We start from the raw sequence: 23,469 nt of genomic DNA, 5'->3' as shown, positions 1-23,469 counted from the left end.
GGGGGGCCAGTCCTGGTGCCGGGGAACGGCGAGATCCTCGTCACGTCGCCCCCTTGATCGACCTCGGAGTTTTAACCCGCCTTTACTCGGTGCGTACCCTCGCGCGACGCACGAACAGGTACATCTCACACCCGAGGCAGTACCCGAACGCCGCATTGAGAAACGCCGCCGCGAGCGCGCACCCCGTCGCCGCCGTGCCCAGCCACTGCGGCCCCGCGGTCCAGCCGATCAGTCCCACCACCGCGAACAGCAGCCCGACCGCCTGCGCGAACCGCGGGGGCTCCGGTGCCTCGAACTCCGTGGGCGGCCCGATCCGCGGCCGGACCGCCTTCTTGAACACCCAGCCGTACGGCGAGCGCGCCACGCCGCCGACCGCGCCCAGCGCGAACGCCAGGGTCTGCCAGGCCAGCAGCCAGACGCTCCCGGTGATCAGCGTCACCGCCAGTACGACCGTCGTCACGACCGCGCCGAAACGCGGTCCTCTCGCGTCAATGTCCATGAATCAAGCATTCCGCATGCTGGGCGCCGGACGGGGCGGGGAATCTTTGCGGTCTCATGAATGCTTGTGCACATGATGAACGGACTTGTGGTGTGCGTGGTGGTGCTCGCGGCGGCGAGCGCCTTCGGGATGCTGCACCGGCGGCGGAGCGGGAGGGTGAGGGTGCGCGGGCGCGACGAGGGAAAGCGGCTCGGCGTGGCCGAGTTGGGGGAGGGGCTCGGTGAACGGGCCACGCTCGTGCAGTTCTCCAGCGCGTTCTGCGCCCCCTGCCGGGCCACCCGGCGGATTCTGGGCGAGGTGGCCGGCATGGTCCCCGGCGTCGCCCACGTGGAGATCGACGCGGAGGACCACCTGGACCTCGTACGCGAACTCGGCATCCTCAAGACGCCCACCGTGCTGGTGCTCGACGCGGACGGGCGGATCGTGCGCCGGGCCGCGGGGCAGCCGCGCAAGGCGGACGTCGTCGCCGCGCTCGGAGAGGCCGTCTGACCCGTGGCGATCATGGTGAGGCATCTCCCATCTGCCGGTACGCCCTTGACTGCGCCCGTCACCGATCGTCAGCCTGGCCGTATGTCCCCGGAACTCCCTCTCCCCGAGCCCGTCCACCTGGACCCGGCGTGCGCCGCGAGCGCGTGCCGTCCGGGCTGTTGACCGGCCAGGGCCCGCTCCCCGCGCTGGGGCCGGCCCGCGCGGGCGCGGGTCCGGAGCGGCCCGCGCGGAAGGACGGCCCCGCGGCGGCCGGGCCGCGGCCCGGCGGACCCCGGCCCGCCTCCCCGGATCTGCTGCGCTCCGTGTTCCGGCGGCACGCGGCGGGGGTCGCCGTCATCACCGCCTCGGACGCCCGCGGTCCCGTCGGTTTCACCGCCACCTCGCTCACCTCGGTCTCGGCCGAACCCCCGGTCGTCTCGTTCGGCATAGGCACCGGCGCGTCGAGCTGGCCCGTGATGTCCGAGGCCGGTCATGTCGGCGTCCACGTGCTCGGCGAACACCAGCGGGAGCTGGCCGCCACCTTCGCCCGCAGCGGCGCCGACCGGTTCGGCCCGCCCACCCGTTGGAGCAACGGGCCCGAGGGAGTTCCCGTGCTCGACGACGTGCTCGCCTGGCTGGTGTGCCGGGTCGTGGCGCGGGTACCGGCGGGTGACCACCGGATCGTCCTGGCGGAGGTCGTCCAGGGTGATCCGACGGGCGTGGGCAGCCCACTCCTGTACCACCAGGGGCGTTTCGGCGGCCTGCGCGACTGAAGGCGCGGCCCGGCTACTCGTCAGTTTTACTCGCCGGTTACGCAGAGTTGCGAAGGTCACATTCCAAAGCGCTTGCTTAGTGGGCGCCCAATGGGTGTACTGGCGAGTAATATCTCGTTCGGAGCGCGCGCCGCCCCGACCGGGATCGGCCGCTTCAGGCGCCTATGCTGCCTGAAAGAAGGCAGCCCAGAAATGACGATGCAGTAGGAGAGCCGGCGTGAGCTTGAGGATCGTTGTCACTGTGAAGTACGTGCCCGACGCCACTGGCGACCGGCACTTCGCCGATGACCTGACCGTCGACCGTGACGACGTGGACGGCCTGCTGTCCGAACTCGACGAGTACGCCGTCGAGCAGGCGCTGCAGATCGCGGACGAGGCGGACGACGCGGAGATCACCGTGCTGACCGTCGGCCCCGAGGACGCCAAGGACGCGCTGCGCAAGGCGCTGTCCATGGGCGCGGACAAGGCCATTCACGTCGAGGACGACGACCTGCACGGCACCGACGCCATCGGCACCTCGCTGGTGCTGGCCAAGGCGATCGAGAAGGCCGGCTTCGACCTGGTCATCTCCGGCATGGCGTCCACCGACGGCACCGCGGGCATCGTCCCGGCGCTGCTGGCCGAGCGTCTCGGTGTCCCGCAGGTCACCCTGCTCTCCGAGGTCTCCGTCGAGGACGGTGTGGTCAAGGGCCGCCGCGACGGCGACTCCGCCTCCGAGCAGCTGGAGGCCTCCCTCCCCGCGGTCGTGTCGGTGACCGACCAGTCGGGCGAGGCGCGTTACCCGTCCTTCAAGGGCATCATGGCCGCCAAGAAGAAGCCGGTTCAGTCCTGGGACCTCGAGGACCTGGAGATCGAGGCGGACGAGGTCGGCCTCGAGGGTGCCTGGACCAAGGTCGACGCCGCCACCGAGCGTCCGGCGCGCACGGCGGGCACGATCGTCAAGGACGAGGGCGAGGGCGGCAAGCAGCTCGCTGAGTTCCTCGCGGGCCAGAAGTTCATCTAGCCGCCGACGGGCCGGGGTGCATCCCCGGACCGGCGCAGTGACTGTGACCCACCAGCTCACCTCCCCTCAGACTTCGCAATCCGCAGGAGTGCATTCCCATGGCTGAAGTTCTCGTCTACGTCGACCACGTGGACGGTGCCGTCCGCAAGCCCACGCTGGAGCTGCTGACGCTCGCCCGCCGCATCGGCGAGCCCGTCGCCGTCGCCCTCGGCTCCGGTGCCGAGAACACCGCCGCCGCGCTCGCCGAGCACGGCGCGGTGAAGGTCCTCACGCACGACGCCGCCGAGTACGCCGACTACCTCGTCGTGCCGAAGGTCGACGCGCTCCAGGCCGCGTACGACGCCGTCTCCCCGGTCGCCGTGCTCGTCCCGTCCTCCGCCGAGGGCAAGGAGATCGCGGCCCGCCTCGCGGTCCGCATCGGCTCGGGCGTCATCACCGACGCCACCGACCTGGAGGCCGGTGACGAGGGTCCGGTGGCCACGCAGTCCGCGTTCGCCGCCTCCTTCACCACCAAGTCGCGTGTCGCCAAGGGCACCCCGGTCATCACGGTCAAGCCGAACTCGGCCGCCGTGGAGGCCGCCCCGGCCGCCGGCGCCGTGGAGGCCCTCGCGGTCACCTTCTCCGAGAAGGCCACCGGCACCAAGGTCACCGCCCGCACGCCGCGCGAGTCGACCGGCCGCCCCGAGCTGACCGAGGCCGCGATCGTCGTCTCCGGCGGCCGTGGCGTCAACGGCGCCGAGAACTTCTCGGTCATCGAGGCTCTCGCCGACTCGCTCGGTGCCGCCGTGGGCGCCTCGCGTGCCGCGGTCGACGCCGGCTGGTACCCGCACACCAACCAGGTCGGCCAGACCGGCAAGTCCGTCTCGCCGCAGCTCTACATCGCCTCCGGCATCTCCGGCGCCATCCAGCACCGCGCCGGCATGCAGACGTCGAAGACGATCGTGGCGATCAACAAGGACGCCGAGGCGCCGATCTTCGACCTGGTCGACTACGGCGTGGTCGGCGACCTGCACGAGGTCGTCCCGCAGCTCACCGAGGAGATCAACACCCGCAAGGGCTGATCGCTCGGCGTTGTACGAGGCCCCCGTGACCGGACACCGGTCACGGGGGCCTTCGTTCATCCCAGGGTCAGCGTGGCCCGCACCGGAAGGTGGTCGCTCGGGAACCGGCCGTCCCGCGAGAAGGTGTCGACCGACGCCTGGTGCGAGGTGACGCCCGCGGTGGCGAGGATCCAGTCGATGCGCTCGCCGCCCGGCGTCAGCGGCCGGTAGCCGTGGAAGGTCGCGTAGGGGGCGCTCCGCACGGCGGCCGTGTCCCAGGTGTCGGCGAGTCCGGCGCCCAGCAGGATGTCGTACGCCGGGTTGTCGTGCGCCGCCGCGTTGAAGTCACCCGTCACCAGACACGGCAGGGACGGGTCGAACGCCGTGATCGTCTCGGCGATGAGCGAGGCGGCCCGCGTCCGCGCGTACTGGCTCACGTGGTCCAGGTGCGTGTTCAGCAGGAAGAACTCCCGCCCGCCGTCCCGGAGATCACGGAAACGCACCCAGGTGGCGATACGGGGGAGCGCGGCGCCCCAGGTGTTCGAGCCGATCACCCGGGGGGTGTCGGAGAGCCAGAGGGTGTCGTGCTCGACCGGGGCCAGGCGCCGCGTGTCGTAGTAGATCGCCACGGACTCGTCCCGGCTGCCGCCCTCCCGGCCGGTGCCGATCCACTCGTAGTGCGGCGCGAGGTCGGACTCGATGTCGAGCAGTTGACGGTGGAGGCCCTCCTGGGTGGCGATGACGTGCGGTGTCGTGGTGCGCAGCAGCTCGCGCATCACCGGACGGCGCACCGCCCAGCTGTTGGGCTCGCGCGTGCTCGCGTACCGCAGGTTGAAGGTCATGACGTCCAGGTGGGGACGCGGTCCGGGCCGGGTCCGGGGACGGGGGCGCCGGGTGGCGGAGGCCCGGGCCGTGGTGAGCAGGGGTACGGCGAGCGCCGCGGCCACCACGGTCCTGAGCCCCATGCGCCGGGTCACTCCGCTGGAATCGAGCACGCGTGCTCCTTCGGTCGCTGGTCAGGATGGGGGTGCGCACCATCGGAGGGGAAGGGGGGAAGGGGGGAACAGGGAAGAGAGGGAGGTGAGGGATCCGGAACAGCTTGTCCGGGGGGCCGGGGCGGGAGTGGACGAGCGGGGGCCGCAGGGTGTCCCGCGCCGCAAGAGGGTGTTGACCCACGGGAAGCCCGCCGGATAACTTCGTTCAACGGATTGTTGATTCCGTACTGCGGAAAACAGGAGGGTGTGGGATGGGTCAGTATCGGCAGGAGCAGGTGGTGACGAGCCTCGCCGGCGCCGTCGGTGAGGCGATCAGTGCCTCACTCGCCCCCGTCGACGCGGAACTGGAACGTCGCTTCCCAGGAGACCCCGGAACCCGCCAGCCCGTCCACACCGTGTACGTCCCCGGAGACACGTTCGCCGCCGACACCGTCCGGGCCTGGGGCGACCGCGCCCTCGCCGCCCTGGACGAACACGCCCCGGACGCCGCGTCCTTCGCCGCGGTCCTCGGCCTCGCCGACGAACTCGCCGGGCCCGTGTACGACCGTGTCCGGGCCAAACTGGAGCGCGAACCGGTCGAGGACCTGCGGGTCGACTTCGAGGACGGCTACGGCCCGCGCCCGGACCCCGAGGAGGACGGCGCGGCGGCCCGCGCGGCCCGGCTGATCGCCGAGGCGTACCGGGACGGCACCGCGGCCCCGTACATGGGCATCCGCATGAAGTGCATGGAGGCGCCGGTGCGGGACCGGGGCATCCGCACCCTGGACATCTTCCTGACGGGTCTGGCGGAGGCCGGCGGGCTGCCCGGGGGGCTCGTCCTCACCCTGCCCAAGGTGACGTACGCGGAACAGGTCACCGCGATGGTCCGGCTCCTGGAGGCGTTCGAGAAGGCACGCGGGCTGGAACCCGGCAGGATCGGCTTCGAGATCCAGATCGAGACGAGCCAGGCCGTCCTCGGCCCGGACGGCACGGCCACCGTCGCCCGCATGATCGGGGCGGCGGAGGGCCGGGCCACCGGTCTGCACTACGGGACCTTCGACTACAGCGCCTGCCTCGGCGTCTCCGCGGCCCACCAGTCGAGCGACCACCCGGCCGCCGACCACGCCAAGGCGGTCATGCAGGTCGCGGCCGCCGGCACCGGAGTACGCCTCTCGGACGGTTCCACCAACGTCCTGCCCGTCGGCCCCACCGAGAAGGTGCACGCCGCCTGGCGCCTGCACTACGGCCTCACCCGCCGCGCGCTGGCCCGCGCCTACTACCAGGGCTGGGACATGCACCCGGGCCACCTCCCCACCCGTTACGCGGCCGTCTTCGCCTTCTACCGCGAGGGCTTCGAACAGGCCGCCGCCCGCCTCGCCCGCTACGCCGGCCGCGTGTCCGGCGACGTGATGGACGAACCCGCCACGGCCAAGGCCCTCAGCGGCTATCTCCTGCGCGGCCTCGACTGCGGCGCCCTGGACATCGCCGAGGTGGCCCGCGCGACGGGCCTGACCCGAGCTGACCTGGAGAACTTCGCCAGGCCGCGCCGGGGGGATCTGACGACCTCGGGACAGTAGGGCGCGCCGCCCGCCCGCCCCGGGAGGCACGGCCGTCACCCGAACGGCGCGGCCACAAGGCTCCGTACGGCCGCGCACGCCCGGCATCTCCATGACCGGGTCGGCCTCCTCGCGTCTCACCGCGACCGGCGATCCGCCCGGCTCGGCTTCCGGACCGCCGCGGGCGCCGATGCGCCGGGGATCGGCCGTCGTGCGACGCGGGAAGGCCGGTGGCCACCGGGACCCACAACGCCCGGTGGGCGGTTCGGGACCACGTCCGCGGTCGGGGGAGCCGGAGAGGGCGGCCGGAGACCTGGGAGATGCGGCGCACGGACCCGTGGAGTCCCGGCGAGGCAGGCCGCCCCGGGCCCGCGACGGCCGCCACGGCCCTGGCTCAGAGGGCCGGCGGCAGTTCTCCCGAGCCGCGCGTGATCAGCCGGGTGGGGAGTTCGATCCGTTCCGGGGTGGTGAGGTTGCCGTCGAGCTGACGGAAGAGACGCTCGGCGGCGGTACGGCCGAGGGCGGCGGCGTCCTGGGCGACGACGGTGACGCCGGGCTCCAGGAGGTCGGCGAGCTCGATGTCGTCGAACCCTACGAGGGCCACGGGACGGCCGCGCTCGGCGATGACCCGCACCACGGTGACGGTGACCCGGTTGTTGCCCGCGAAGACGGCGGTGACCGGCGAAGGCCCGGAGAGCATGTCCTCGGCCGCCTCGCGCACCCGCGTCGGATCGGTGACGCCGAGCGACATCCAGCCGTCCTCGACAGGTATGCCGGCGTCCTCCATCGCGGCCCGGTAGCCGCGCAGCCGCTCGGCGGCGGTGTGGATGCGCGGCATGTCGCCGATGAAGCCGATCCGGCGGTGTCCGTGGGCGATCAGGTGGGCGACGCCGTCGCGGGCCCCGCCGAAGCTGTCCGACAGGACGACGTCGGCCTCGATCTTCCCGGCCGGACGGTCCACGAAGACCGTCGCGACGCCCGCCTTCAGCTCCGGCTCCAGATAGCGGTGGTCGTCACCGGCGGGGATCACGACAAGTCCGTCCACGCGACGCGCGCACAGCGCGAGCACCAGTTCCTGCTCGCGCTCCGGGTCCTCCGCGCTGGAACCGTTGATCAACAGGGCGCCGTGCGCGCGGGCCACCTCCTCCACCGCGCGGCTCAGCGGACCGTAGAACGGGTCCGCGAGATCCTCCAGGACCAGCCCGATGCTCGCGGTGCGGCCCTTGCGCAGCACGCGGGCACTGTCGTTGCGGCGGAAGCCCAGCGCCTCGATGGCCTCCTGGACCCGCCGCTCGGTGTCCGGGGTGACCCCGGGCTCGGCGTTGACCACGCGGGAGACCGTCTTCAGGCCGACTCCCGCACGCGCCGCCACGTCCTTCATGGTCGGACGGTTTCCGTAGCGGTTCTCGGATCGGCGGGCGGTCTCGGCCACGATGCGCTGTCCTGTCCTGTCGTCCACGGGGATGCGTAGGTCCATGGGGTTGTATGAGGATGTGGCGTCGAGCATAGAGCCTGGACAACGTTGTCAGGTGCGGGAGACACTGTCCACCGCATTCTCCGGCCTGCGCCTTCCCCAGGGCGCACGGCCCTTGTCGTCCGCCGGTTCCTCCGCGTGGCGTGCGGCAGGGGCCGGTTCCCGGGCCGGGGACCCCGGGCCCGCGGCGCGGCGGGCCCGTCCAGACACTCCATGGGAGACCTGACCTGATGCACACCGACCTCGTGGCCGCGCTCGACATCGGCGGCACCAAGATCGCCGGAGCGCTGGTGGACGGCCACGGCCGGATCCTGCTGCGCGCGCAGAGGGCGACGCCCGCGCAGGAGGACGGCGACACCGTGATGCGTGCCGTCGAGGACGTGATCGGCGAGCTGACGGTCTCCCCGCTCTGGAGCAGGGCCGGGGCCCTCGGCATCGGCAGCGCGGGCCCGGTGGACGCCTCCGCGGGCACGGTGAGCCCGGTGAACGTGCCCGGCTGGCGCGGCTACCCCCTGGTCGAGCGGGCCTCCAAGGCGACGGGCGGACTCCCCGTGGAACTGATCGGGGACGGCGTCGCCATCACGGCGGCCGAGCACTGGCAGGGCGCCGCCCGGGGCCACGACAACGCGCTGTGCATGGTGGTGTCCACCGGCGTGGGCGGTGGGCTGGTCCTGAACGGACGACTGCACCCCGGTCCCAGCGGCAACGCGGGCCACATCGGGCACATCAGCGTCGACCTGGACGGCGATCCCTGCCCCTGTGGCTCCCGTGGCTGCGTCGAACGCATCGCCAGCGGCCCGAACATCGCCCGCAGGGCGTCGGAGGACGGCTGGCGGCCGGGCCCCGACGGCGACAGCTCCGCCGCGGCGGTGGCCGAGGCGGCCCGCGCGGGCGACCCGGTCGCGCTGGCCTCCTTCGAGCGGGCCGCGCAGGCCCTCGCGGCGGGCATCGCGGCGACCGCGACCCTGGTCGAGATCGACATCGCCGTGATCGGCGGGGGAGTGGCCAAAGCGGGCGACGTGCTCTTCGCGCCGCTGCGCAGGGCGCTGGCCGACTACGCGACGCTGTCCTTCGTCCAGCGGCTGACCGTCGCGCCCGCGCTGATGGGCACGGACGCCGGGCTGGTCGGCGCGGCCGCCGCCGCACTCTCCCGGAAGGCGAAGGCGCCCGCGGCCAGCGTCTGACGGCGGCGCCTCGGCGCCTCGGGGCCCCGGTACGTCGGGGTGGCGGGGCCACGGGGCCTCGGGGCGGAGGGACCGCGACGCACCGGTGCCAGGGTGGTTCCGCGTCGGTCCTGTTCCGGGGGTCCGACTCGCTCCCGTCCGAGCCGATCCTGCCCGCACCTGACGGGCCCACCCCGACACGCCGTACGTCCCGGGCGTGCCCGGGGTGAGGTGGGCGGCGCTTGCCGCGTCGAGCACGCCCGGCCTGCCTGCCGGGGGCGCCTCCGGCGGCGGGTGCGCCGCTCGCGACGCGCACACCTCGGACGGGCGTGCCTCCGTGGCCGGGCGGTGTCCGCCTCGGGGTGGGCCCTCGTGGGGGTGCCGGGGTGGGGGGCGACGGGGGCAGAGCGCGGCGGCCTGGTCGGCGGTGCCGCGAGGGTGCCCGGGCGTGGGGGCAGCCCTTCGGCGGGTGTTCCGGTCGGGGCACCCGCCTCGGGCACCTCCGTGGGGCACCCGCCTCGGGCACCCCCGTAGGGCATTCGCCCGGGACACCTCCTTGGGCAATCCCGGTCGGGTATCCGTGCGGGGCGACCGCGTTGGGCACCTGCGCCACGCCCCCGTGCCGCCCCCGTGCCGGGCCCTCCAGTTCCGAACATCAGCGTCGGGCGCATTCCCTCGGGCACTCGCGCCAGGCGCCCCCGTGTCGGGCGCATTCCTTGGGCCCCCGCGTCGGACGCATCCTGCCGGGCCCCGTGCCGGTCACATCCCGTCGGGCACCCGCGCCGGCGCAGCTCCCCGGGCACCCGTGTCGGGCACCCCGTCCGACGGGGCCGGCACCGGGCCGGATGTGAAAGGTGCTCGATCCACCCGTGACTCCGTCCGGCTTCCGTAGTTGAACCGGGCATGAAGAAGCGCAGCATGCTCGCCCTCGCCTCCCTCGCCACCGGGTTCGTCGTCGCGGCGATCACCCCGTCCCATGCCGAGCACGTGGACGCCCTGGGCGATCTGAACGTCAAGGACACGCTCAGCACCATGGATCACGCGATCGACGCCGACGGCCTCGCGGTCGACGACGGCGCCCTCGGCGGCCAGGAGAGCTGACGGATCCGTACCCTGCGCCGGTGTCCCCGCCACGGGGGCACCGGCGCCGCGCTGCAGGCGCCCTCATCAGCCGCTGGTTTCCATGGCAGGGTGGAGCGGGCAAGCCTCAGGGGGCCAACAGAAGAGGGGGAATCGTGATCGTCTGGATCAACGGTGCGTTCGGTGCGGGAAAGACCGCCACCGCACGGGAACTGATCGAGCTGATCCCGAACAGCACGCTCTTCGACCCCGAGGTCATCGGGGGCGCACTCACGCACCTGCTCCCGCCCAAACACCTCGCCGAGGTCGGCGACTTCCAGGACCTGCCGATCTGGCGCCGGCTCGTGGTCGACACGGCGGCCGCCATGCTCGCCGAGCTCGGTGGCGTCCTCGTCGTCCCGATGACCCTGCTCCGCCAGGAGTACCGGGACGAGATCTTCGGCGGGCTGGCCGCGCGCCGGATCCCGGTGCGCCATGTGCTCCTCGCCCCGGCGGAAACGATCCTGCGTGAGCGAATAGCCGGGCGCGAGGTGCCCCCGGACCTGCCCGACGGCGACATGCGGGTGCGCCAGTGGTCCTACGACCACATCGAGCCCTACCGTGCCGCCCTCGCCTGGCTCACGGCAGACGCCCACCCCGTGGACACCAGCGCGCTCACCCCGTACGACACCGCCGTGCGCGTCGCCGAGGCCGTACGCACCGGGGAGGCGCCCGTGTGCGCCATCGTGCAGACCCCCGAACCCACCGCCGAGACGGTCGCGGCCGGAGTGCTCCTCTTCGACGCCGACGACCGGGTCCTGCTGGTCGACCCGACGTACAAGGCCGGCTGGGAGTTCCCCGGCGGTGTCGTCGAGGCCGGGGAGGCCCCCGCACGCGCCGGAATGCGCGAGGTCACCGAGGAGACCGGGATCACCCTCGACGAGGTGCCCCGTCTGCTCGTCGTCGACTGGGAATCGCCGGTGCCTCCGGGCTACGGCGGGCTGCGGCTCCTGTTCGACGGCGGACGCCTCGACGACCGGACCGTCCGGGGGCTCCTGCTTCCCGGGCCCGAACTCCGCGGCTGGAGGTTCGTCACCGAGCAGGAGGCGGCCGACCTCCTCCCGCCCGTGCGCTACGAGAGGCTCCGCTGGGCCCTGCGTGCCCGCGAGCGCGGCGCGGCCCTGTATCTGGAGGCCGGCGTACCGCTCGGCTGACCTCGCGGCCTCGTCGTCCTCGTCCGCCGAGTGCTCTACAAGTGCTCTACAAGTGCTCTGCGATTGCTCGACAGGTGCCGCGGGAGCACGTCCGCCGCGTAGCCGCGCCGTGGAATGGAACACGGCAGGGGCCCGCGTCCGACGACGCGGGCCCCTGCCGTGTGTGGTGGCGGATCAGCTCGCCGCGTAGTTCCGCAGGAACAGCGCCTCGGCGACCGACAGCCGCTCCAGCTCGTCCGGCGACACGCTCTCGTTCGCCGCGTGGATCTGCGCCTCCGGCTCGCTCAGGCCGATGAGCAGGATCTCCGACTCCGGGTACAGCGCGGCCAGCGTGTTGCACAGCGGGATGGAGCCGCCCATACCGGCCGACTGCATCTCCTGGCCCGGGTAGGCCACCGCCATGGCCTCGGCCATCGACGCGTACGCGGGGCTGGAGGTGTCGGCGCGGAACGCCTGGCCCTGGCCGATCTGCTCGGTGGTCACCCGGGCGCCCCACGGCGTGTGCGCCTCGATGTGCGCCTGGAGCAGCTTCGTCGCCTGCGCGGCGTCGACGCCCGGCGGCACCCGCAGGCTGACCAGCGCACGGGCACCGGCCTGCACCGACGGCGTCGCGCCGACGACCGGCGGGCAGTCGATCCCGAGCACCGTGACGGCCGGGCGCGCCCAGACCCGGTCGGCGACGGTGCCGGAGCCGATGAGTTCCACCCCGTCGAGCACCTTGGCGTCCTTGCGGAACGCCTGCTCCTCGTACTGCAGGCCGTCCCAGGCGGAGTCGCCCGCGAGGCCGTCCACCGTCGTCGAACCGTCCTCGTCGCGCAGCGAGTCCAGGACGCGGATCAGCGCCGCCAGCGCGTCGGGCGCCGCACCGCCGAACTGACCCGAGTGCAGGTTCCCTTCGAGGGTGTCCACCTGCACCCGTACGAGGGTCATGCCGCGCAGGGTCGCGGTCACCGTCGGCAGACCCGCCCGGAAGTTGCCGGAGTCTCCGATGACGACGGCGTCGGCGGTCAGCAGCTCCGGGTGCTCCTCGGCGTACCGCTCCAGACCGCCGGTGCCCTGCTCCTCCGAACCCTCGACGATCACCTTGACGTGCACCGGCACGCCGCCGTTCGCCTTCAGGGCGCGCAGGGCGAGCAGATGCATGACGACACCGCCCTTGCAGTCCGCGCTGCCCCGCCCGTACCAGCGGCCGTCACGCTCCACCAGCTCGAACGGCGGGGTCGCCCAGGCCGATTCGTCCAGCGGCGGCTGCACGTCGTAGTGCGCGTACAACAGCACGGTCTTGGCGCCCTCGGGTCCCGGCAGGAACCCGTACACCGACTGCGTGCCGTCCGGGGTGTCGAGCAGTGCCACGTCCTGGAAACCCTCGGAACGCAGCGCGTCGGCGATCCAGTTCGCCGCGCCCTCGCTCTCGCTCCGGGGATATTGGTCGAAGTCCGCCACCGACTTGAAGGCCACCAGCTCGGTGAGCTCCGCCTTCGCCCGGGGCATGAGCGAGGCGACGGTCTCGGCGACCGGATTCGACGACATGGGCACGCTCCTTGTGGGTGCGACGTTGTACTTCTGTGTACAGATGATCGGGTGATGCGTACTGATGTGCAGTACGCATACGCTGCCGATCCTCCCACAGCGGACCGCGGCGATGCCCGCCGTAGGATGCGGGGGACAGGTGCGGCAGACGGCTGGACTGGGAGCAGTAGACCAACGTGAGCAGCGAGAACTCTTCGGCGGACGACGGGCGGCGTACGGCGGACGACGGGCAGCGGGTGTGGGACGTCGTAGTCGTCGGCGCGGGACCGGCGGGCGCCTCGGCCGCGTATGCGGCGGCGGTCGCGGGGCGCAGCGTCCTGCTGCTGGAGAAAGCGGAACTGCCCCGCTACAAGACCTGCGGCGGCGGCATCATCGGCCCGTCGCGTGACGCCCTGCCACCCGGCTTCGAACTTCCCTTCAGAGACCGGGTGCACGCGGTCACCTTCTCGATGGACGGCAAGTTCGCCCGTACCCGGCGGTCCCGGAACATGTTGTTCGGGCTCATCAACCGGCCGGAGTTCGACCACCAGCTGGTCGAGTTCGCGCAGAAGGCGGGCGCCGAGCTCCGTACGGGCGCCGCGGTCTCGCGCGTCGAGCAGCACGGGTCTGCGGTGCCGGACCGGCGCACCGTCGCCGTGGTCCTGCAGGGCGGTGAGACGGTGCTGGCGCGATCGGTGGTCGGCGCGGACGGCAGCGCCAGCCGCATAGGAGCACACGTCGGGGTGAAGCTCGACCAGGTCGATCTCGGTCTGGAGGCCGAGATCCCGGTGCCGGAGACGGTCGCCGAGGACTGGAAGGGGCGCGTCCTGATCGACTGGGGCCCCATGCCCGGCAGTTACGGCTGGGTCTTCCCGAAGGGGGACACGCTCACCGTCGGCGTGATCTCCGCACGGGGCGAAGGCGTCGCCACCAAGCGGTACTTGGAGGACTTCATCGCCCGGCTCGGCCTCGCCGGCTTCGAACCGGCCATCTCCTCGGGGCACTTGACGCGCTGCCGCGCCGACGACTCACCGCTGTCGCGCGGCCGGGTCCTCGTCTGCGGCGACGCGGCCGGTCTGCTCGAACCGTGGACCCGGGAGGGCATCTCGTTCGCGTTGCGCTCCGGCCGGCTCGCGGGCGAGTGGGCGGTCCGGATCTCCGAGGCGCACGACGCGGTGGACGCCCGGCGGCAGGCGCTGAACTACGCCTTCGCGATCAAGGCGGGCCTCGGCGTCGAGATGAGCGTCGGCAAGCGCCTGCTCGGGGCCTTCGAGCGCCGCCCCGGCATGTTCCACGCGGGGCTCACCGGCTTCCGCCCGGTGTGGAAGGCCTTCACCGGGATCACCCGCGGCTCCACCACGCTCGGCGAGATCATCCGCTCCCACCCCATGGTCGGGCGCGCCCTGACCACCCTCGATCGCCGTCCGGAGGGGGCGGAGGCGGCTGAGGCTGCTGAGGCTGCCGAGGTGGCGGGGGCGACGGAGGGGGAGCGGTAGGGGGACGGGCTCCGTCGGCCGGAAACGGCCGACGGCCGTGTTCCGTGCCGCCTGTCGGGCCCGCGCGGTCACGGGAGCCTCGGGTGGCGCGTGGCTGTCTTCAGCTCGTGACCGTGATGCGGAAGACCGGGTGGTCGGGCGCGATGCGCCGCAGCTCCTCGTCCGAGGAGTCGGGGCCGACGCCTTTGAAGAACACACCGACCTCGGCCTTCCAGCGCTTGAGGTAGGCGCGCAGCAGCGCGACCTTGTCGTCGTCGCCGACCTCCACGGCGGTGAAGGCGTCGACCTTCTTGCCGAGGCGCAGCTCCCCGGCGCCGGCCGCCCGCATGTTGTGCGTCCACTGGACATGCCCCCGAGGGGCCACGAGGTACTGCTCGCCCTCCACCGTCAGCAGGTTGACCGGGGTTGTACGCCACTGGCCGCTCTTGCGGCCCCGGACGGCGAGGACCCGTGAACCCCATACGCTGATGCCGCGCCTGGTCATCCAGGCCACCGCGCGGTTGAAGACGTTGACGGTGAACCAGCCCGGCTTCTGGACGTGTGTGGACATGGTGACCCCTCAGGATGTCTGCTCGATGAGAGCGCCGATCTCTTTTGTGAGCACCGCTCTCTCTTGAGAAGAGTCTGCACCAGGTCGGCGATCCCGTGCAAGAGCAGTGCTCTCGTTTTTGTGCGCCGATCTCGCGGGAGATCGCGGAACGCGTCATGGAGCACTGATCTCTTTTCGGATCACTGCTCATCTTTGTGTGCACTGCTCTGGAAACGTGGGACACTGCTCCGCATGAGTACCGCACGAGGAGCACGCGCCCGAGCCAGGATCGAGGTCACCGCGGCCATCAAGGACGAGGCGCGCAGACAGCTCGCGGCGGAGGGCGCCGCGAAGCTCTCGCTGCGGGCCGTGGCCCGTGAGCTCGGGATGGTCTCCTCCGCGCTCTACCGGTACTTCCCCAGCCGGGACGACCTGTTGACCGCGCTCATCATCGACGCCTACGACTCCCTCGGCGAGGCGGCCGAGTCCGCGCACGCGGAAGCGGCCGCGGCCGGCCCCCGCGAACGCTGGATCACCGTGTGTACGGCGGCACGGCGCTGGGCGCTGGCGCACCCGCACGAGTACGCGCTCATCTACGGTTCCCCCGTCCCCGGGTACACCGCCCCGCAGGAGACCGTGCCGGCGGCCTCCCGCGTCGGCGTCCTCCTGATCGGCGTCGTCCGGGACGCGTATCGGGGCAAGGGCGTCGCCCGTACGCCGCTGCCCGCCGGGCTGAAGGCCGAGGCGCGGCGGATGTCCGACGACCTCGCGCCCGATCTGCCTCCCGAGGTGATGGTGGTGCTGGTGGCCGCGTGGGCGCAGCTCTACGGATTGATCGGCTTCGAGCTGTTCGGGCAGTTCAACCGGGTGGTGGAGGACCGCGAGCCGTTCTTCCGCCATGCCGTGGAGCGGCTCGCCCACGACGTGGGGCTCGTGCATCCCGAACCGGGCGGGACCGCCGAACGGTCCGCCTCCTCGTAGGACCGGTGCGACCGCGCCCGTACTCCGAGGGGAGTACGGGTGATCACCTCGCCCGGCGGACGCTTCCGCCGCGGTCCGGCGTCTAGCGTGACGGTCATGGAAGAGCAGGAAGCGCCCGCGTCCCCGGCGGGGGACGGTCCGCCGCGGCGGTGGCACGCGCCGCCCGGGTGGAACCGCCGGAACGACGAGGAACACCGCGCGCGCCGGCCGTGGCGCTCCACGCTGCTGCTGACCGCCTTCGTGCTCCTCGGCTCCACCTTCGCGGCCCACGCCCAGCACGATGACCGCCTCGCCCTGGACTTCTTCGCCCGGGCCCTCCTCGTGACGGGCTCCGGGCTGCTGCTCTGGCGGCAGCGGTACCCGGTGTTCGTCGCGTTCGGAACGGCCGCGGTCGCCCTGGTCTACGTGGCCGCCGGATATCCGTACGGTCCGGTCTTCCTCCCCGTCGCCGTGGGCTGCTTCAGCGCCGTGGTGGCCGGGCATCGCAGGGCCGCCTGGACGGCGGTCGGCCTGCTCTGGGCGGGGCACCTCCTGGTCGCCCACTGGCTCTACCGCCGGCTTCCCCCGGCGGGCGACGGTCCTCCTTCCTGGATGCAGGAGATCGGCATCGCCACCTGGGTCGTGGCGGTCCTGGCGCTGTCGGAACTGGTTCGCGTGCGCCGTGAGCAGCTGGCCCGGGACCGTGCGGAGCGCGCGCAGGCCGCCCGGCGGCGCGCCGACGAGGAGCGGCTGCGGATCGCCCGCGAACTGCACGACGTCCTGGCGCACAGCATCTCGGTGATCAATGTCCAGGCGGGCGTCGGCCTGGCGCTCCTGGACATTGATCCCGAACAGGCGCGCACCGCCCTCACCACCATCAAGGCGGCCAGCAAGGAGGCGCTCGGCGAGGTCCGCCAGGTGCTCGACACCCTGCGCGCCCCGGGCGAGGCGCCGCGCGCGCCCGCCCCCGGGCTCGACCGGCTCCCCGAACTGGTCGAGCAGGCCGCTCGTGCCGGTCTCACGGTCGAGATCGAGGGCGAGGTCCCGACACCGGGGCCCGGCACGGATCTCGCCGCGTTCCGCATCGTCCAGGAGGCGCTCACCAACGTCGTACGGCATTCGGGGTCGCGCCGGGCGCGGGTGCGGCTCGAGCACGCGGAGGGCGCGTTGCGCCTGCGGGTCGACGACGACGGGCCTGCCACCGGCGCGGACGCCGGCGGGAGCGGCAACGGGCTCGCCGGTATGAGGGAGCGGGCGGCCGCGCTGGGTGGCACGATCGAGGCGGGTCCGCGTGCGGACGGCGGCTTCCGTGTGCTGGCCGTGCTGCCGTGGAAGGTCAAGGAGAACCGGTGATCCGCGTACTGCTCGCCGACGACCAGTCACTGGTCAGGGCCGGCTTCAAGGCGTTGCTCGACGCGCAGCCCGACATCGAGGTGGCCGGAGAGGCCGCCGACGGTGAGGAGGCGCTGCGCGGCGTCCGTGAACTGCGTCCCGCCGTCGTCCTGATGGACATCCGGATGCCTCTGCTGGACGGCCTCGCCGCCACGCGCCGGATCACCGGGGATCCGGACCTGAAGGACGTCAAGGTGGTCATGCTCACCACCTTCGAGCTCGACGAGTACGTCTTCGAGGCCATCCGTTCCGGCGCCTCCGGCTTTCTCGTCAAGGACACCGAGCCCGAGGAACTGCTGCGGGCGGTACGGGCGGTGGTCGACGGCGACGCCCTGCTCTCGCCCGGGGTCACCCGGCGGCTGATCTCCGAGTTCGCGGCCCGTTCCAAGGAACCCGAGCCGGTCGCCGCCCTCGCCGAACTCACCGAGCGGGAGCGGGAGGTGATGGCGCTGGTCGGCATCGGCCTCTCGAACGACGAGATCGCCCGCCGCCTGGTCGTCAGCCCGCTCACCGCCAAGACCCACGTCAGCCGGACGATGGTGAAGCTGGGGGCTCGCGACCGGGCCCAACTGGTCGTGCTCGCCTACGAGTCGGGGCTGGTGCGACCCGGCTGGCTGGGCTGAGGCGCGGCCTCGTGGTGGAAGCGGTACAGCACGGTGGCCACCCGCAGGGCGAAGAGCGCGGTGGCCAGGCCGCCGCCCGAGGTGACGAGTGCCCGTACCGTTCCGTGCGACAGCTCCAGGAACAGGGCGGGTCCGGCGACGACCCCGAAGGCGACCGCCGCGACGAACGCGGCGCTCGCCAGGGCGTATCCGATCTCGACGGTGACCGCGTCCCGCTGCGCCTGCGTGCGTGGTGACCGTGTCCCCACCCGGCGTTCGCGACGACTGTCCGCATTCTCCCCCTTGTTGCTCATCCGTCGATTCAACAGGTCCGCGCCCGGCGGGACAAGGACCCCGTCGGGCGCGGACCTGGAGACGTCGGCCATGGTGGTCGGCGCGGGTGCCCGCTAGTCGCGGACGGCGACACGCTCCGACCCCGACCCCGACTTCACCTCGGACCCCGGCGTCACCTCCGGCTCGGGCTCGGCCCCCGTCCGGGGCGACCGGGCGACGAGGACGGATTCCCGGGGCCGTCGAGTGCGCAGTCCGGGCAGGGTGATCAGCAGGCCCGCGAGGGCGATGCCGGTCACGACCATCAGGCCGGGCCGGTAGCTGTCGAGGACGTCCTGGGGTGAGGAGCCCTCCGACGAGTTCGCGGTGACGACCGCCGTCACGACGGCGAGGAAGATCGCGCCGCCCACCTGTACGGAGGTGTTGAGCAGGCCCGAGACCATGCCCTGCTCGTGGTCGTCGACGCCGTTGGTCGCCTGGATGTTGAGGGACGGGAAGACCAGGGCGCACGCGGCGCCGATCAGCAGCATGGTCGGCAGGATGACCGTCGCGTAGACCGGGTCGAGGTCGACGCGAAGGAAGAGGGCGTACCCGGCGACCATGAGGGCGAAGCCCGTGGCGATGAGCCGCGGTGTGCCGAACCGGTCGACGACGGCCCCCACCTTCGTGGAGGACAGCGCCACCAGTGCGCCGGCCGGCAGGAAGGCGAGCGCGGTGTGCAGGGCCGACCAGCCCAGCAGCGACTGCATGTACAGCGTCACCAGGAACTGGAATCCGACGTACGAGCCGAAGAACGCCATCGCGCCGAGCTGGGCCCGGATCTGACTGCCGGAACGCAGCACTCCGAGCCGGATCAGCGGGCTCGGACTGCGTCGCTCGACGCCGACGAAGACGGTGAGCAGCAGGGCGACGGCGAGGAAGGACAGCAGGGTGCGGGCCGATCCCCAGCCGGCCTCGGGGGCTTGGACGACGGTGAAGACGAGCAGCAGCATCGAGGCGGTGCCGAGGACGGCGCCCGGGATGTCGTAGCCGCGGTGGTCCTTCTCGCGCTCGCTGCGTGGGATGAGTTTCAGGCCCGCGAACAGCGCGACGACGGCGATGGGGGCCGGAAGCAGCATGGTCAGCCGCCAACTCGCCTCGGTGAGCAGCCCGGACAGGACCAGGCCCATGGAGAACCCGGTGGCCGCGCAGGTGGTGTAGATCGAGAGCGCGCGGTTGCGCAGCGGACCCTCGGCGAACGTGGTGGTGATGATCGACAGGCCGGCGGGGGCGGTGAACGCGGCGCTCAGTCCCTTGACGAAGCGGCTGGCGATCAACAGGGGGCCCGAGTCGACGAGTCCGCCGAGCACCGAGGCGAGCGCGAAGACTCCGAGGGCCACCAGGAAGACCTGGCGGCGGCCCAGCAGGTCGGCGGCCCGTCCGCCGAGCAGGAGGAGTCCGCCGTATCCCAGGATGTAGCCGCTGACGATCCATTGGAGCGTCGAGGTGGAGAGGTCGAGTTCGGAGCCGATGGACGGCAGGGCGACGCCGACCATCGACACGTCCAGCGCGTCGAGGAACATCGCGGCGCAGAGGACGAGCAGGGTGCCCCACAGGCGGGGGGTCCAGCGTTCCGATCGCGCGGGGTGGGTGAGCGGAGAGGTCATGCGACGACAGTACATGCACATGCATTCAATGCAAACGCATTTAATTCTGATGCAATGAAACCGGCTCTTTGCTACGGTGCGCGTATGGCGGCGGAGAGTGCCGAGCAAGGGCTCGTGGACCAGTGGCGCGACATCCTCACGGTGCATGCCCGCACCGTGTGCGAGCTCGACCGTGAGCTGCATCGACACGGCCTGGGCGCCAGTGACTTCGAGGTGCTGGACGTTCTGGCGGAGGGCGCCGCGGCCGACGGCGGCCCTTCCTTCCGGGTCCAGGAGATCGCCGAGCGGGTCCACCTCAGTCAGAGCGCGCTGTCACGCCTGATCGGGCGCCTGGACAAGGACGGCCTGGTGACGCGCGGGATGTGTGCCGAGGACCGACGGGGTGTGCGCGTGTGCATCACACCGGAGGGGCGCCGACTGCACGGCGAGGTGCTTCCGCTGCAACGCGCCGTTCTCGCACGGATGCTGGCGGGCGGTCAGGCGATGTCGGGCGGGTGACGAGCGGGGGCCGGGTGCACAGGCTGGTCGCGGGGTCGCGGGGTCGCGGGGTCGCGGGGTCGCGGGGTCGCGGGGTTGTCAGGGGTGCTGCCCAAGTCGGCGGTGACGCAAGGCTGTTCGGATCCGCCGGTGCGGCACGGGTCGTGCTGGCGGTGCCGCGCGGGGGCCGGGCCGTCCGGAGCGGGTGTGCCTGTCCGGAGCGGGCGTTTCGGGCGCGCGGGGCGGTCGCGGGCCGCCTCCGGGCGGCCCGCGTCGCGGCTCGGGGCGTCAGCTCCAGGTGACGGCGGACTTCTCCCGCCACAGGGTGGTGAGCGAGGCGTCGCCGGTCACCTTCGGGAACGGACCGCGGTTCCACAGGGCCAGGTAGAGCTGCGCGGCCGGTCCCGTCACCTCGCAGTCCGCAGCCGCGTGCGCAGCCGCGTCGATGCCGACGCCCGCGTCCACGGGTCCGCCGCGTTCGACGAGTGGTGGCTGAGGTGAGAGCCGGACGGTCCACACGGCGTCCGGCCGGTCGGTGGCGCGCAGCCGCAGCACCCGCGGCTCCTCGGTGCGCAGCCTGCTCTTCGGGCGGACGTGGAAACCGCGCAGCAACTCGTCGATCCCGTCGACCGCGAACTCCGCCCGGACGGCGGACGGTTCCCCGCCGAGCGCCGACTCGGCGTCGACCCGGTGCACGGTGGTCTCGTGCGCCTGCCTGCGTGCCCAGAACGCGAGCGGTGAGGGCGTGGGCAGGAAGGTCCAGCACTGAACGTCCGGCGCGGCGTCGGCCAGCGTGTCCACGAGGCGGTGGTGCCCCTCGGCGAACCAGGTCAGCAGCTCGTCGTGGTCCAGATCCGGCAGTCCGCCGTCCGGGTGGTACGAGGTGTGCCCCTCGGCGACGAACGCGGTGGCCCAGCGATGGACCATGCCCGTGTGCCGTACGAGATCCCTGACCTGCCAGTCAGGACAGGTCGCGACCTTGGCGTCGACCCCCGCCTCCCGCGCGGCCGTGAGCAGCGACCGGCCCTCACGGTCCAGCGTTTCCACGAACTCCGGAATCTCCATGCCGAGAGTGTGCCCGATGACGGGCGGTCGGGGCAGCGCGGGGCGGCGGAAGGGGAGGGGGAGGAGAAAGGGGGAGGGGCGGGGTCCCGGCGTACGGGGTGTCGCCGACGCTCCGTCAGGACGCAACCGGCCAGGGACGTTTGCGTCCAGTCGATCTCTCTTCCACCCCTGGTGACCTGCGGCGAAAGTAGTTCTTGCCACCGGGCGCCACACCCGAGACAACCTTCACAGCTGCACCTGCAGGGCAGCTGTCTGGGCCAGGGATGTGTCCAGCCCGCTCGAACTTCACACCGCAGGAGAAGTCATGAAGCTGAGCCTTGCCGTCCGCCGTACCACCGCCGCCGTCGTCGCCGTCGGCGCGATGTCCCTCGGCATGGTCGCGACCACCGCCGGAACCGCACAGGCCGCCGCCTCGTGCTCCGGTGACGTGTCGGTCTACGGAACGCTGTCCGACGGCCGGCTGACGTACACGCAGATCGCTCCGGACACCGGCAACCGCGTCAAGACGCTCACCGGCCCGAACCTCGGCTTCACGCCCAAGGCGATGGCGACTCTCAACTTCAACACGGTCCTGGTCACTTCGACCACCGGTGACCTCTACCGGGTCGACGTCCAGACGAACAACACGTCCCTCACTCTCGCGGGCGTCGTCAAGATCTGGGACGGCGGCTGGACCTTCGACAAGTTGGTCTACGACGGCGCAGGCCACCTCTACGGAACCGTCGACGGACAGCTCCACCAGTACCTGGTCTCGCAGGCCAAGCCCGCCGGGTCGGCCCACATAGGCCAGCACGTCGTGATCGACACGGGCTTCGTCCTCAAGACGCTGGCCGCCGCGGGCGACGACCGGATCGTCGCCTCGACCGCGGACGGCCGACTGCTCAGCTACAAGATCAACGGAGTGGACGACTGGGACGGCTCGGTCCTGAAGTCGAGCGGCTGGTCGGCGGTGGACTCGCTCACCTCGCCGGGCGGCGGCCTCTACTACGGCCGTACCAACGGCGGCATGTACTGGTACAACGACGCGGACCCGACCGACGGCAACGGCAACGACATCACCTACCACACCAACGACCCGGTGGACGCCTCCGGCTGGACCCAGAGCCTGCTGTCGGCCTACGCGAACAACTGCGCCTACGTGCCGGCGGCCCCGCCGAAGTCCGTGCAGGGCGGCACCATCTACCGCAGCGAGGTCATGGACCGGGCCAAGAACTGGTACAACCGCAACGTCCAGTACGACCAGGGCGCCTCCGCCTCCGACGTCGACGGCGACCACTCCTACCGCACCGACTGCTCCGGCTTCGTCTCCATGGCCTGGCACCTCACCACCTCGCTGACGACGGAGACCCTGCCCAGCGCGAGCACGCAGATCGCCAAGGACGACCTCATGCCCGGCGACGCGCTGAACGACTACTCCGAGCACGCCGTCATCTTCGCGGGCTGGAAGAACCAGGACGCGGGAACCTTCTACTACTACTCCGAGAGCAGCCAGGCCACGGACATGAACTACTCGACCGCGAACATCAACAGCGGTGACATCAGCGGCCACCCGGCCTCCGACTACGTCGCCCTGCGCTACAAGAAGATCGCCTGACGCCCCCGCCCACCCGACGCCTCGAAGGCCCCGCCGATCCTCGGCGGGGCCTTCGAGGCGTTCCCGGCCCGGAACGGCCGGCGGACTGTCCGCAGCCCGCAGCCCCTAGCCCGCAAGGCGCTGCGGCAGCGGCAGCGTGCGCCCACCGCGGCCGACCGCGTCGGTGGCGCGCTCCGGTCACCGGTCGGTCGGAGTCACGCGGTACCGGGCGTACGGTCCCCATCGACTGCAACTGGAGCTGCGCTCCCGCTTGTCGCCACTGCCGAGGGCGCGGTCGGCCTGTGGTCGGCCTCGTGCGCCGCGCCGATGACGACGTGCAGGGCGACCCGGTCGGCGTGAGCTCTTCCCTCCTCGGCCACGGCTACTTCGGGGACCGCCGCTTCCGGCTTCGCCGCCGACGGAAGCCGCTCGACCCACCGCCCGTCGGCCGAAGAGGTGCGGGCCGGGAGGGGGGAAAGGGGCGGGAGGCCCGGGTTGCCCCGGTGGGGCTGCCCGGCAAGACCGCGCAGGTCCCGGACGCGTGAGCACCGTGCCGCCGTACCGAGGACGGCGCGCGAACGTACAGCCAGCGGAACCGTCCGGTCATCGGCGGAACCTTCCGGCTCACGGTGTACGACGTGGCCGAATCGGTGGATTCGCCGAGCACCGTCCGTGCCCCTACCCCTGTCCTGGAGGGCCTTGTCCG

At 72.2% G+C, this 23,469-nt stretch carries 22 protein-coding genes; 14 read left to right on the top strand and 8 right to left on the bottom strand.

All coding sequences use genetic code 11. The annotated features are described in order from the left end of the window. Positions 1-82: 82 nt before the first annotated feature. A complete protein-coding gene (locus tag ACFYW7_RS28375) occupies positions 83-499 on the bottom strand; it encodes a DUF4395 domain-containing protein (RefSeq protein WP_389507374.1) in 417 nt (138 codons plus the stop codon). Positions 500-574: 75 nt separating this feature from the next. On the opposite strand from ACFYW7_RS28375, the gene ACFYW7_RS28370 reads away from it, so the two are divergent. From ACFYW7_RS28370 to ACFYW7_RS28355, 4 genes are all read left to right on the top strand, one after another. Beyond that, complete coding sequence (locus ACFYW7_RS28370; protein WP_389507968.1) at positions 575-988, top strand: TlpA family protein disulfide reductase; 414 nt, start codon at positions 575-577, stop codon at positions 986-988. Positions 989-1,278: 290 nt separating this feature from the next. After that, on the top strand, positions 1,279-1,740 hold the full coding sequence (locus ACFYW7_RS28365; RefSeq protein ID WP_389507966.1) for a flavin reductase family protein: 462 nt from the start codon (positions 1,279-1,281) through the stop codon (positions 1,738-1,740). Positions 1,741-1,957: 217 nt separating this feature from the next. Then, a complete protein-coding gene (locus ACFYW7_RS28360; RefSeq protein WP_389507371.1) occupies positions 1,958-2,743 on the top strand; it encodes an electron transfer flavoprotein subunit beta/FixA family protein in 786 nt (261 codons plus the stop codon). A gap of 98 nt (positions 2,744-2,841) precedes the next feature. Beyond that, a complete protein-coding gene (locus ACFYW7_RS28355; protein WP_389507368.1) occupies positions 2,842-3,804 on the top strand; it encodes an electron transfer flavoprotein subunit alpha/FixB family protein in 963 nt (320 codons plus the stop codon). 56 nt (positions 3,805-3,860) lie between these two features. On the opposite strand, the gene ACFYW7_RS28350 is transcribed toward ACFYW7_RS28355, so the two are convergent. After that, the gene (locus tag ACFYW7_RS28350; RefSeq protein ID WP_389507965.1) at positions 3,861-4,748 is read right to left on the bottom strand and encodes an endonuclease/exonuclease/phosphatase family protein; all 888 of its coding nucleotides are present in this window, start codon (positions 4,746-4,748) and stop codon (positions 3,861-3,863) included. A gap of 281 nt (positions 4,749-5,029) precedes the next feature. Here ACFYW7_RS28350 and ACFYW7_RS28345 point away from each other — a divergent pair, with 281 nt between their 5' ends. Then, the gene (locus ACFYW7_RS28345) at positions 5,030-6,334 is read left to right on the top strand and encodes a DUF6986 family protein (protein WP_389507366.1); all 1,305 of its coding nucleotides are present in this window, start codon (positions 5,030-5,032) and stop codon (positions 6,332-6,334) included. Between the two features lie 373 nt (positions 6,335-6,707). Here the strand turns inward: ACFYW7_RS28345 and ACFYW7_RS28340 are convergent, their stop codons facing one another. Then, positions 6,708-7,790, bottom strand: coding sequence for a LacI family DNA-binding transcriptional regulator (locus ACFYW7_RS28340; RefSeq protein WP_389507364.1), 1,083 nt, complete (start codon positions 7,788-7,790; stop codon positions 6,708-6,710). A 227-nt stretch (positions 7,791-8,017) separates the two neighbouring features. Between ACFYW7_RS28340 and ACFYW7_RS28335 the strand changes: the two genes are divergently transcribed. The 3 genes from ACFYW7_RS28335 (at position 8,018) to ACFYW7_RS28325 (ending at position 11,223) form a co-directional block, all read left to right on the top strand. Continuing rightward, positions 8,018-8,971, top strand: a complete 954-nt coding sequence (locus tag ACFYW7_RS28335) for an ROK family protein (RefSeq protein ID WP_389507362.1) — start codon at positions 8,018-8,020, stop codon at positions 8,969-8,971. 882 nt (positions 8,972-9,853) lie between these two features. Further along, a complete protein-coding gene (locus ACFYW7_RS28330) occupies positions 9,854-10,051 on the top strand; it encodes a hypothetical protein (RefSeq protein ID WP_389507359.1) in 198 nt (65 codons plus the stop codon). 131 nt (positions 10,052-10,182) lie between these two features. Next, positions 10,183-11,223 (top strand): NUDIX domain-containing protein, encoded by a 1,041-nt coding sequence (locus ACFYW7_RS28325; RefSeq protein ID WP_389507963.1) that lies wholly within the window; start codon positions 10,183-10,185, stop codon positions 11,221-11,223. Positions 11,224-11,397: 174 nt separating this feature from the next. Here the strand turns inward: ACFYW7_RS28325 and ACFYW7_RS28320 are convergent, their stop codons facing one another. Then, a complete protein-coding gene (locus ACFYW7_RS28320; RefSeq protein WP_389507357.1) occupies positions 11,398-12,753 on the bottom strand; it encodes a dipeptidase in 1,356 nt (451 codons plus the stop codon). 176 nt (positions 12,754-12,929) lie between these two features. Here ACFYW7_RS28320 and ACFYW7_RS28315 point away from each other — a divergent pair, with 176 nt between their 5' ends. Beyond that, the gene (locus tag ACFYW7_RS28315) at positions 12,930-14,228 is read left to right on the top strand and encodes a geranylgeranyl reductase family protein (RefSeq protein WP_389507355.1); all 1,299 of its coding nucleotides are present in this window, start codon (positions 12,930-12,932) and stop codon (positions 14,226-14,228) included. A 100-nt stretch (positions 14,229-14,328) separates the two neighbouring features. Here the strand turns inward: ACFYW7_RS28315 and ACFYW7_RS28310 are convergent, their stop codons facing one another. After that, entirely contained in the window at positions 14,329-14,778 is a 450-nt protein-coding gene (locus ACFYW7_RS28310) for a nitroreductase family deazaflavin-dependent oxidoreductase (protein ID WP_389507353.1), read from the bottom strand. Positions 14,779-15,009: 231 nt separating this feature from the next. Here ACFYW7_RS28310 and ACFYW7_RS28305 point away from each other — a divergent pair, with 231 nt between their 5' ends. From ACFYW7_RS28305 to ACFYW7_RS28295, 3 genes are all read left to right on the top strand, one after another. Continuing rightward, positions 15,010-15,738, top strand: a complete 729-nt coding sequence (locus ACFYW7_RS28305) for a TetR/AcrR family transcriptional regulator (protein ID WP_389507351.1) — start codon at positions 15,010-15,012, stop codon at positions 15,736-15,738. A gap of 96 nt (positions 15,739-15,834) precedes the next feature. After that, entirely contained in the window at positions 15,835-17,070 is a 1,236-nt protein-coding gene (locus tag ACFYW7_RS28300) for a sensor histidine kinase (RefSeq protein WP_389507349.1), read from the top strand. After that, entirely contained in the window at positions 17,067-17,732 is a 666-nt protein-coding gene (locus ACFYW7_RS28295) for a response regulator (RefSeq protein ID WP_389507346.1), read from the top strand. The genes ACFYW7_RS28300 and ACFYW7_RS28295 overlap by 4 nt, the downstream gene beginning before the upstream one ends. Here the strand turns inward: ACFYW7_RS28295 and ACFYW7_RS28290 are convergent. Together ACFYW7_RS28290 and ACFYW7_RS28285 are read right to left on the bottom strand one after the other, a co-directional pair. Next, on the bottom strand, positions 17,693-18,025 hold the full coding sequence (locus ACFYW7_RS28290) for a DUF6332 family protein (protein WP_389507344.1): 333 nt from the start codon (positions 18,023-18,025) through the stop codon (positions 17,693-17,695). The genes ACFYW7_RS28295 and ACFYW7_RS28290 overlap by 40 nt on opposite strands. A gap of 93 nt (positions 18,026-18,118) precedes the next feature. Next, on the bottom strand, positions 18,119-19,648 hold the full coding sequence (locus ACFYW7_RS28285) for an MFS transporter (protein ID WP_389507342.1): 1,530 nt from the start codon (positions 19,646-19,648) through the stop codon (positions 18,119-18,121). Positions 19,649-19,732: 84 nt separating this feature from the next. Between ACFYW7_RS28285 and ACFYW7_RS28280 the strand changes: the two genes are divergently transcribed. Continuing rightward, positions 19,733-20,146 (top strand): MarR family winged helix-turn-helix transcriptional regulator, encoded by a 414-nt coding sequence (locus ACFYW7_RS28280; RefSeq protein ID WP_389507340.1) that lies wholly within the window; start codon positions 19,733-19,735, stop codon positions 20,144-20,146. Positions 20,147-20,413: 267 nt separating this feature from the next. Here ACFYW7_RS28280 and ACFYW7_RS28275 read toward each other — a convergent pair whose 3' ends face one another. Then, positions 20,414-21,190 (bottom strand): maleylpyruvate isomerase family mycothiol-dependent enzyme, encoded by a 777-nt coding sequence (locus ACFYW7_RS28275; protein ID WP_389507338.1) that lies wholly within the window; start codon positions 21,188-21,190, stop codon positions 20,414-20,416. A gap of 304 nt (positions 21,191-21,494) precedes the next feature. Between ACFYW7_RS28275 and ACFYW7_RS28270 the strand changes: the two genes are divergently transcribed. Then, complete coding sequence (locus ACFYW7_RS28270) at positions 21,495-22,784, top strand: hypothetical protein (RefSeq protein WP_389507336.1); 1,290 nt, start codon at positions 21,495-21,497, stop codon at positions 22,782-22,784. Positions 22,785-23,469 lie beyond the last annotated feature (685 nt).

It is taken from the genome of Streptomyces sp. NPDC002580 (assembly GCF_042889485.1).
Lineage (GTDB): Bacteria > Actinomycetota > Actinomycetes > Streptomycetales > Streptomycetaceae > Streptomyces.
The sequence above is the reverse complement of the archived record's forward strand: the minus strand, read 5'-3'. Positions and strand labels throughout refer to the sequence as shown.

Excerpts from the sequence above, each read along its gene's own strand:
- ACFYW7_RS28375 (WP_389507374.1), bottom strand. The coding sequence starts at position 499 with ATGGACATTGACGCGAGAGGACCGCGTTTCGGCGCGGTCGTGACGACG.
- ACFYW7_RS28370 (WP_389507968.1), top strand. The coding sequence starts at position 575 with ATGAACGGACTTGTGGTGTGCGTGGTGGTGCTCGCGGCGGCGAGCGCC.
- ACFYW7_RS28355 (WP_389507368.1), top strand. The coding sequence starts at position 2,842 with ATGGCTGAAGTTCTCGTCTACGTCGACCACGTGGACGGTGCCGTCCGC.
- ACFYW7_RS28350 (WP_389507965.1), bottom strand. The coding sequence starts at position 4,748 with ATGGGGCTCAGGACCGTGGTGGCCGCGGCGCTCGCCGTACCCCTGCTC.
- ACFYW7_RS28345 (WP_389507366.1), top strand. The coding sequence starts at position 5,030 with ATGGGTCAGTATCGGCAGGAGCAGGTGGTGACGAGCCTCGCCGGCGCC.
- ACFYW7_RS28340 (WP_389507364.1), bottom strand. The coding sequence starts at position 7,790 with ATGGACCTACGCATCCCCGTGGACGACAGGACAGGACAGCGCATCGTG.
- ACFYW7_RS28335 (WP_389507362.1), top strand. The coding sequence starts at position 8,018 with ATGCACACCGACCTCGTGGCCGCGCTCGACATCGGCGGCACCAAGATC.
- ACFYW7_RS28330 (WP_389507359.1), top strand. The coding sequence starts at position 9,854 with ATGAAGAAGCGCAGCATGCTCGCCCTCGCCTCCCTCGCCACCGGGTTC.
- ACFYW7_RS28320 (WP_389507357.1), bottom strand. The coding sequence starts at position 12,753 with ATGTCGTCGAATCCGGTCGCCGAGACCGTCGCCTCGCTCATGCCCCGG.
- ACFYW7_RS28310 (WP_389507353.1), bottom strand. The coding sequence starts at position 14,778 with ATGTCCACACACGTCCAGAAGCCGGGCTGGTTCACCGTCAACGTCTTC.
- ACFYW7_RS28305 (WP_389507351.1), top strand. The coding sequence starts at position 15,010 with ATGAGTACCGCACGAGGAGCACGCGCCCGAGCCAGGATCGAGGTCACC.
- ACFYW7_RS28300 (WP_389507349.1), top strand. The coding sequence starts at position 15,835 with ATGGAAGAGCAGGAAGCGCCCGCGTCCCCGGCGGGGGACGGTCCGCCG.
- ACFYW7_RS28290 (WP_389507344.1), bottom strand. The coding sequence starts at position 18,025 with ATGAGCAACAAGGGGGAGAATGCGGACAGTCGTCGCGAACGCCGGGTG.
- ACFYW7_RS28285 (WP_389507342.1), bottom strand. The coding sequence starts at position 19,648 with ATGACCTCTCCGCTCACCCACCCCGCGCGATCGGAACGCTGGACCCCC.
- ACFYW7_RS28280 (WP_389507340.1), top strand. The coding sequence starts at position 19,733 with ATGGCGGCGGAGAGTGCCGAGCAAGGGCTCGTGGACCAGTGGCGCGAC.
- ACFYW7_RS28275 (WP_389507338.1), bottom strand. The coding sequence starts at position 21,190 with ATGGAGATTCCGGAGTTCGTGGAAACGCTGGACCGTGAGGGCCGGTCG.
- ACFYW7_RS28270 (WP_389507336.1), top strand. The coding sequence starts at position 21,495 with ATGAAGCTGAGCCTTGCCGTCCGCCGTACCACCGCCGCCGTCGTCGCC.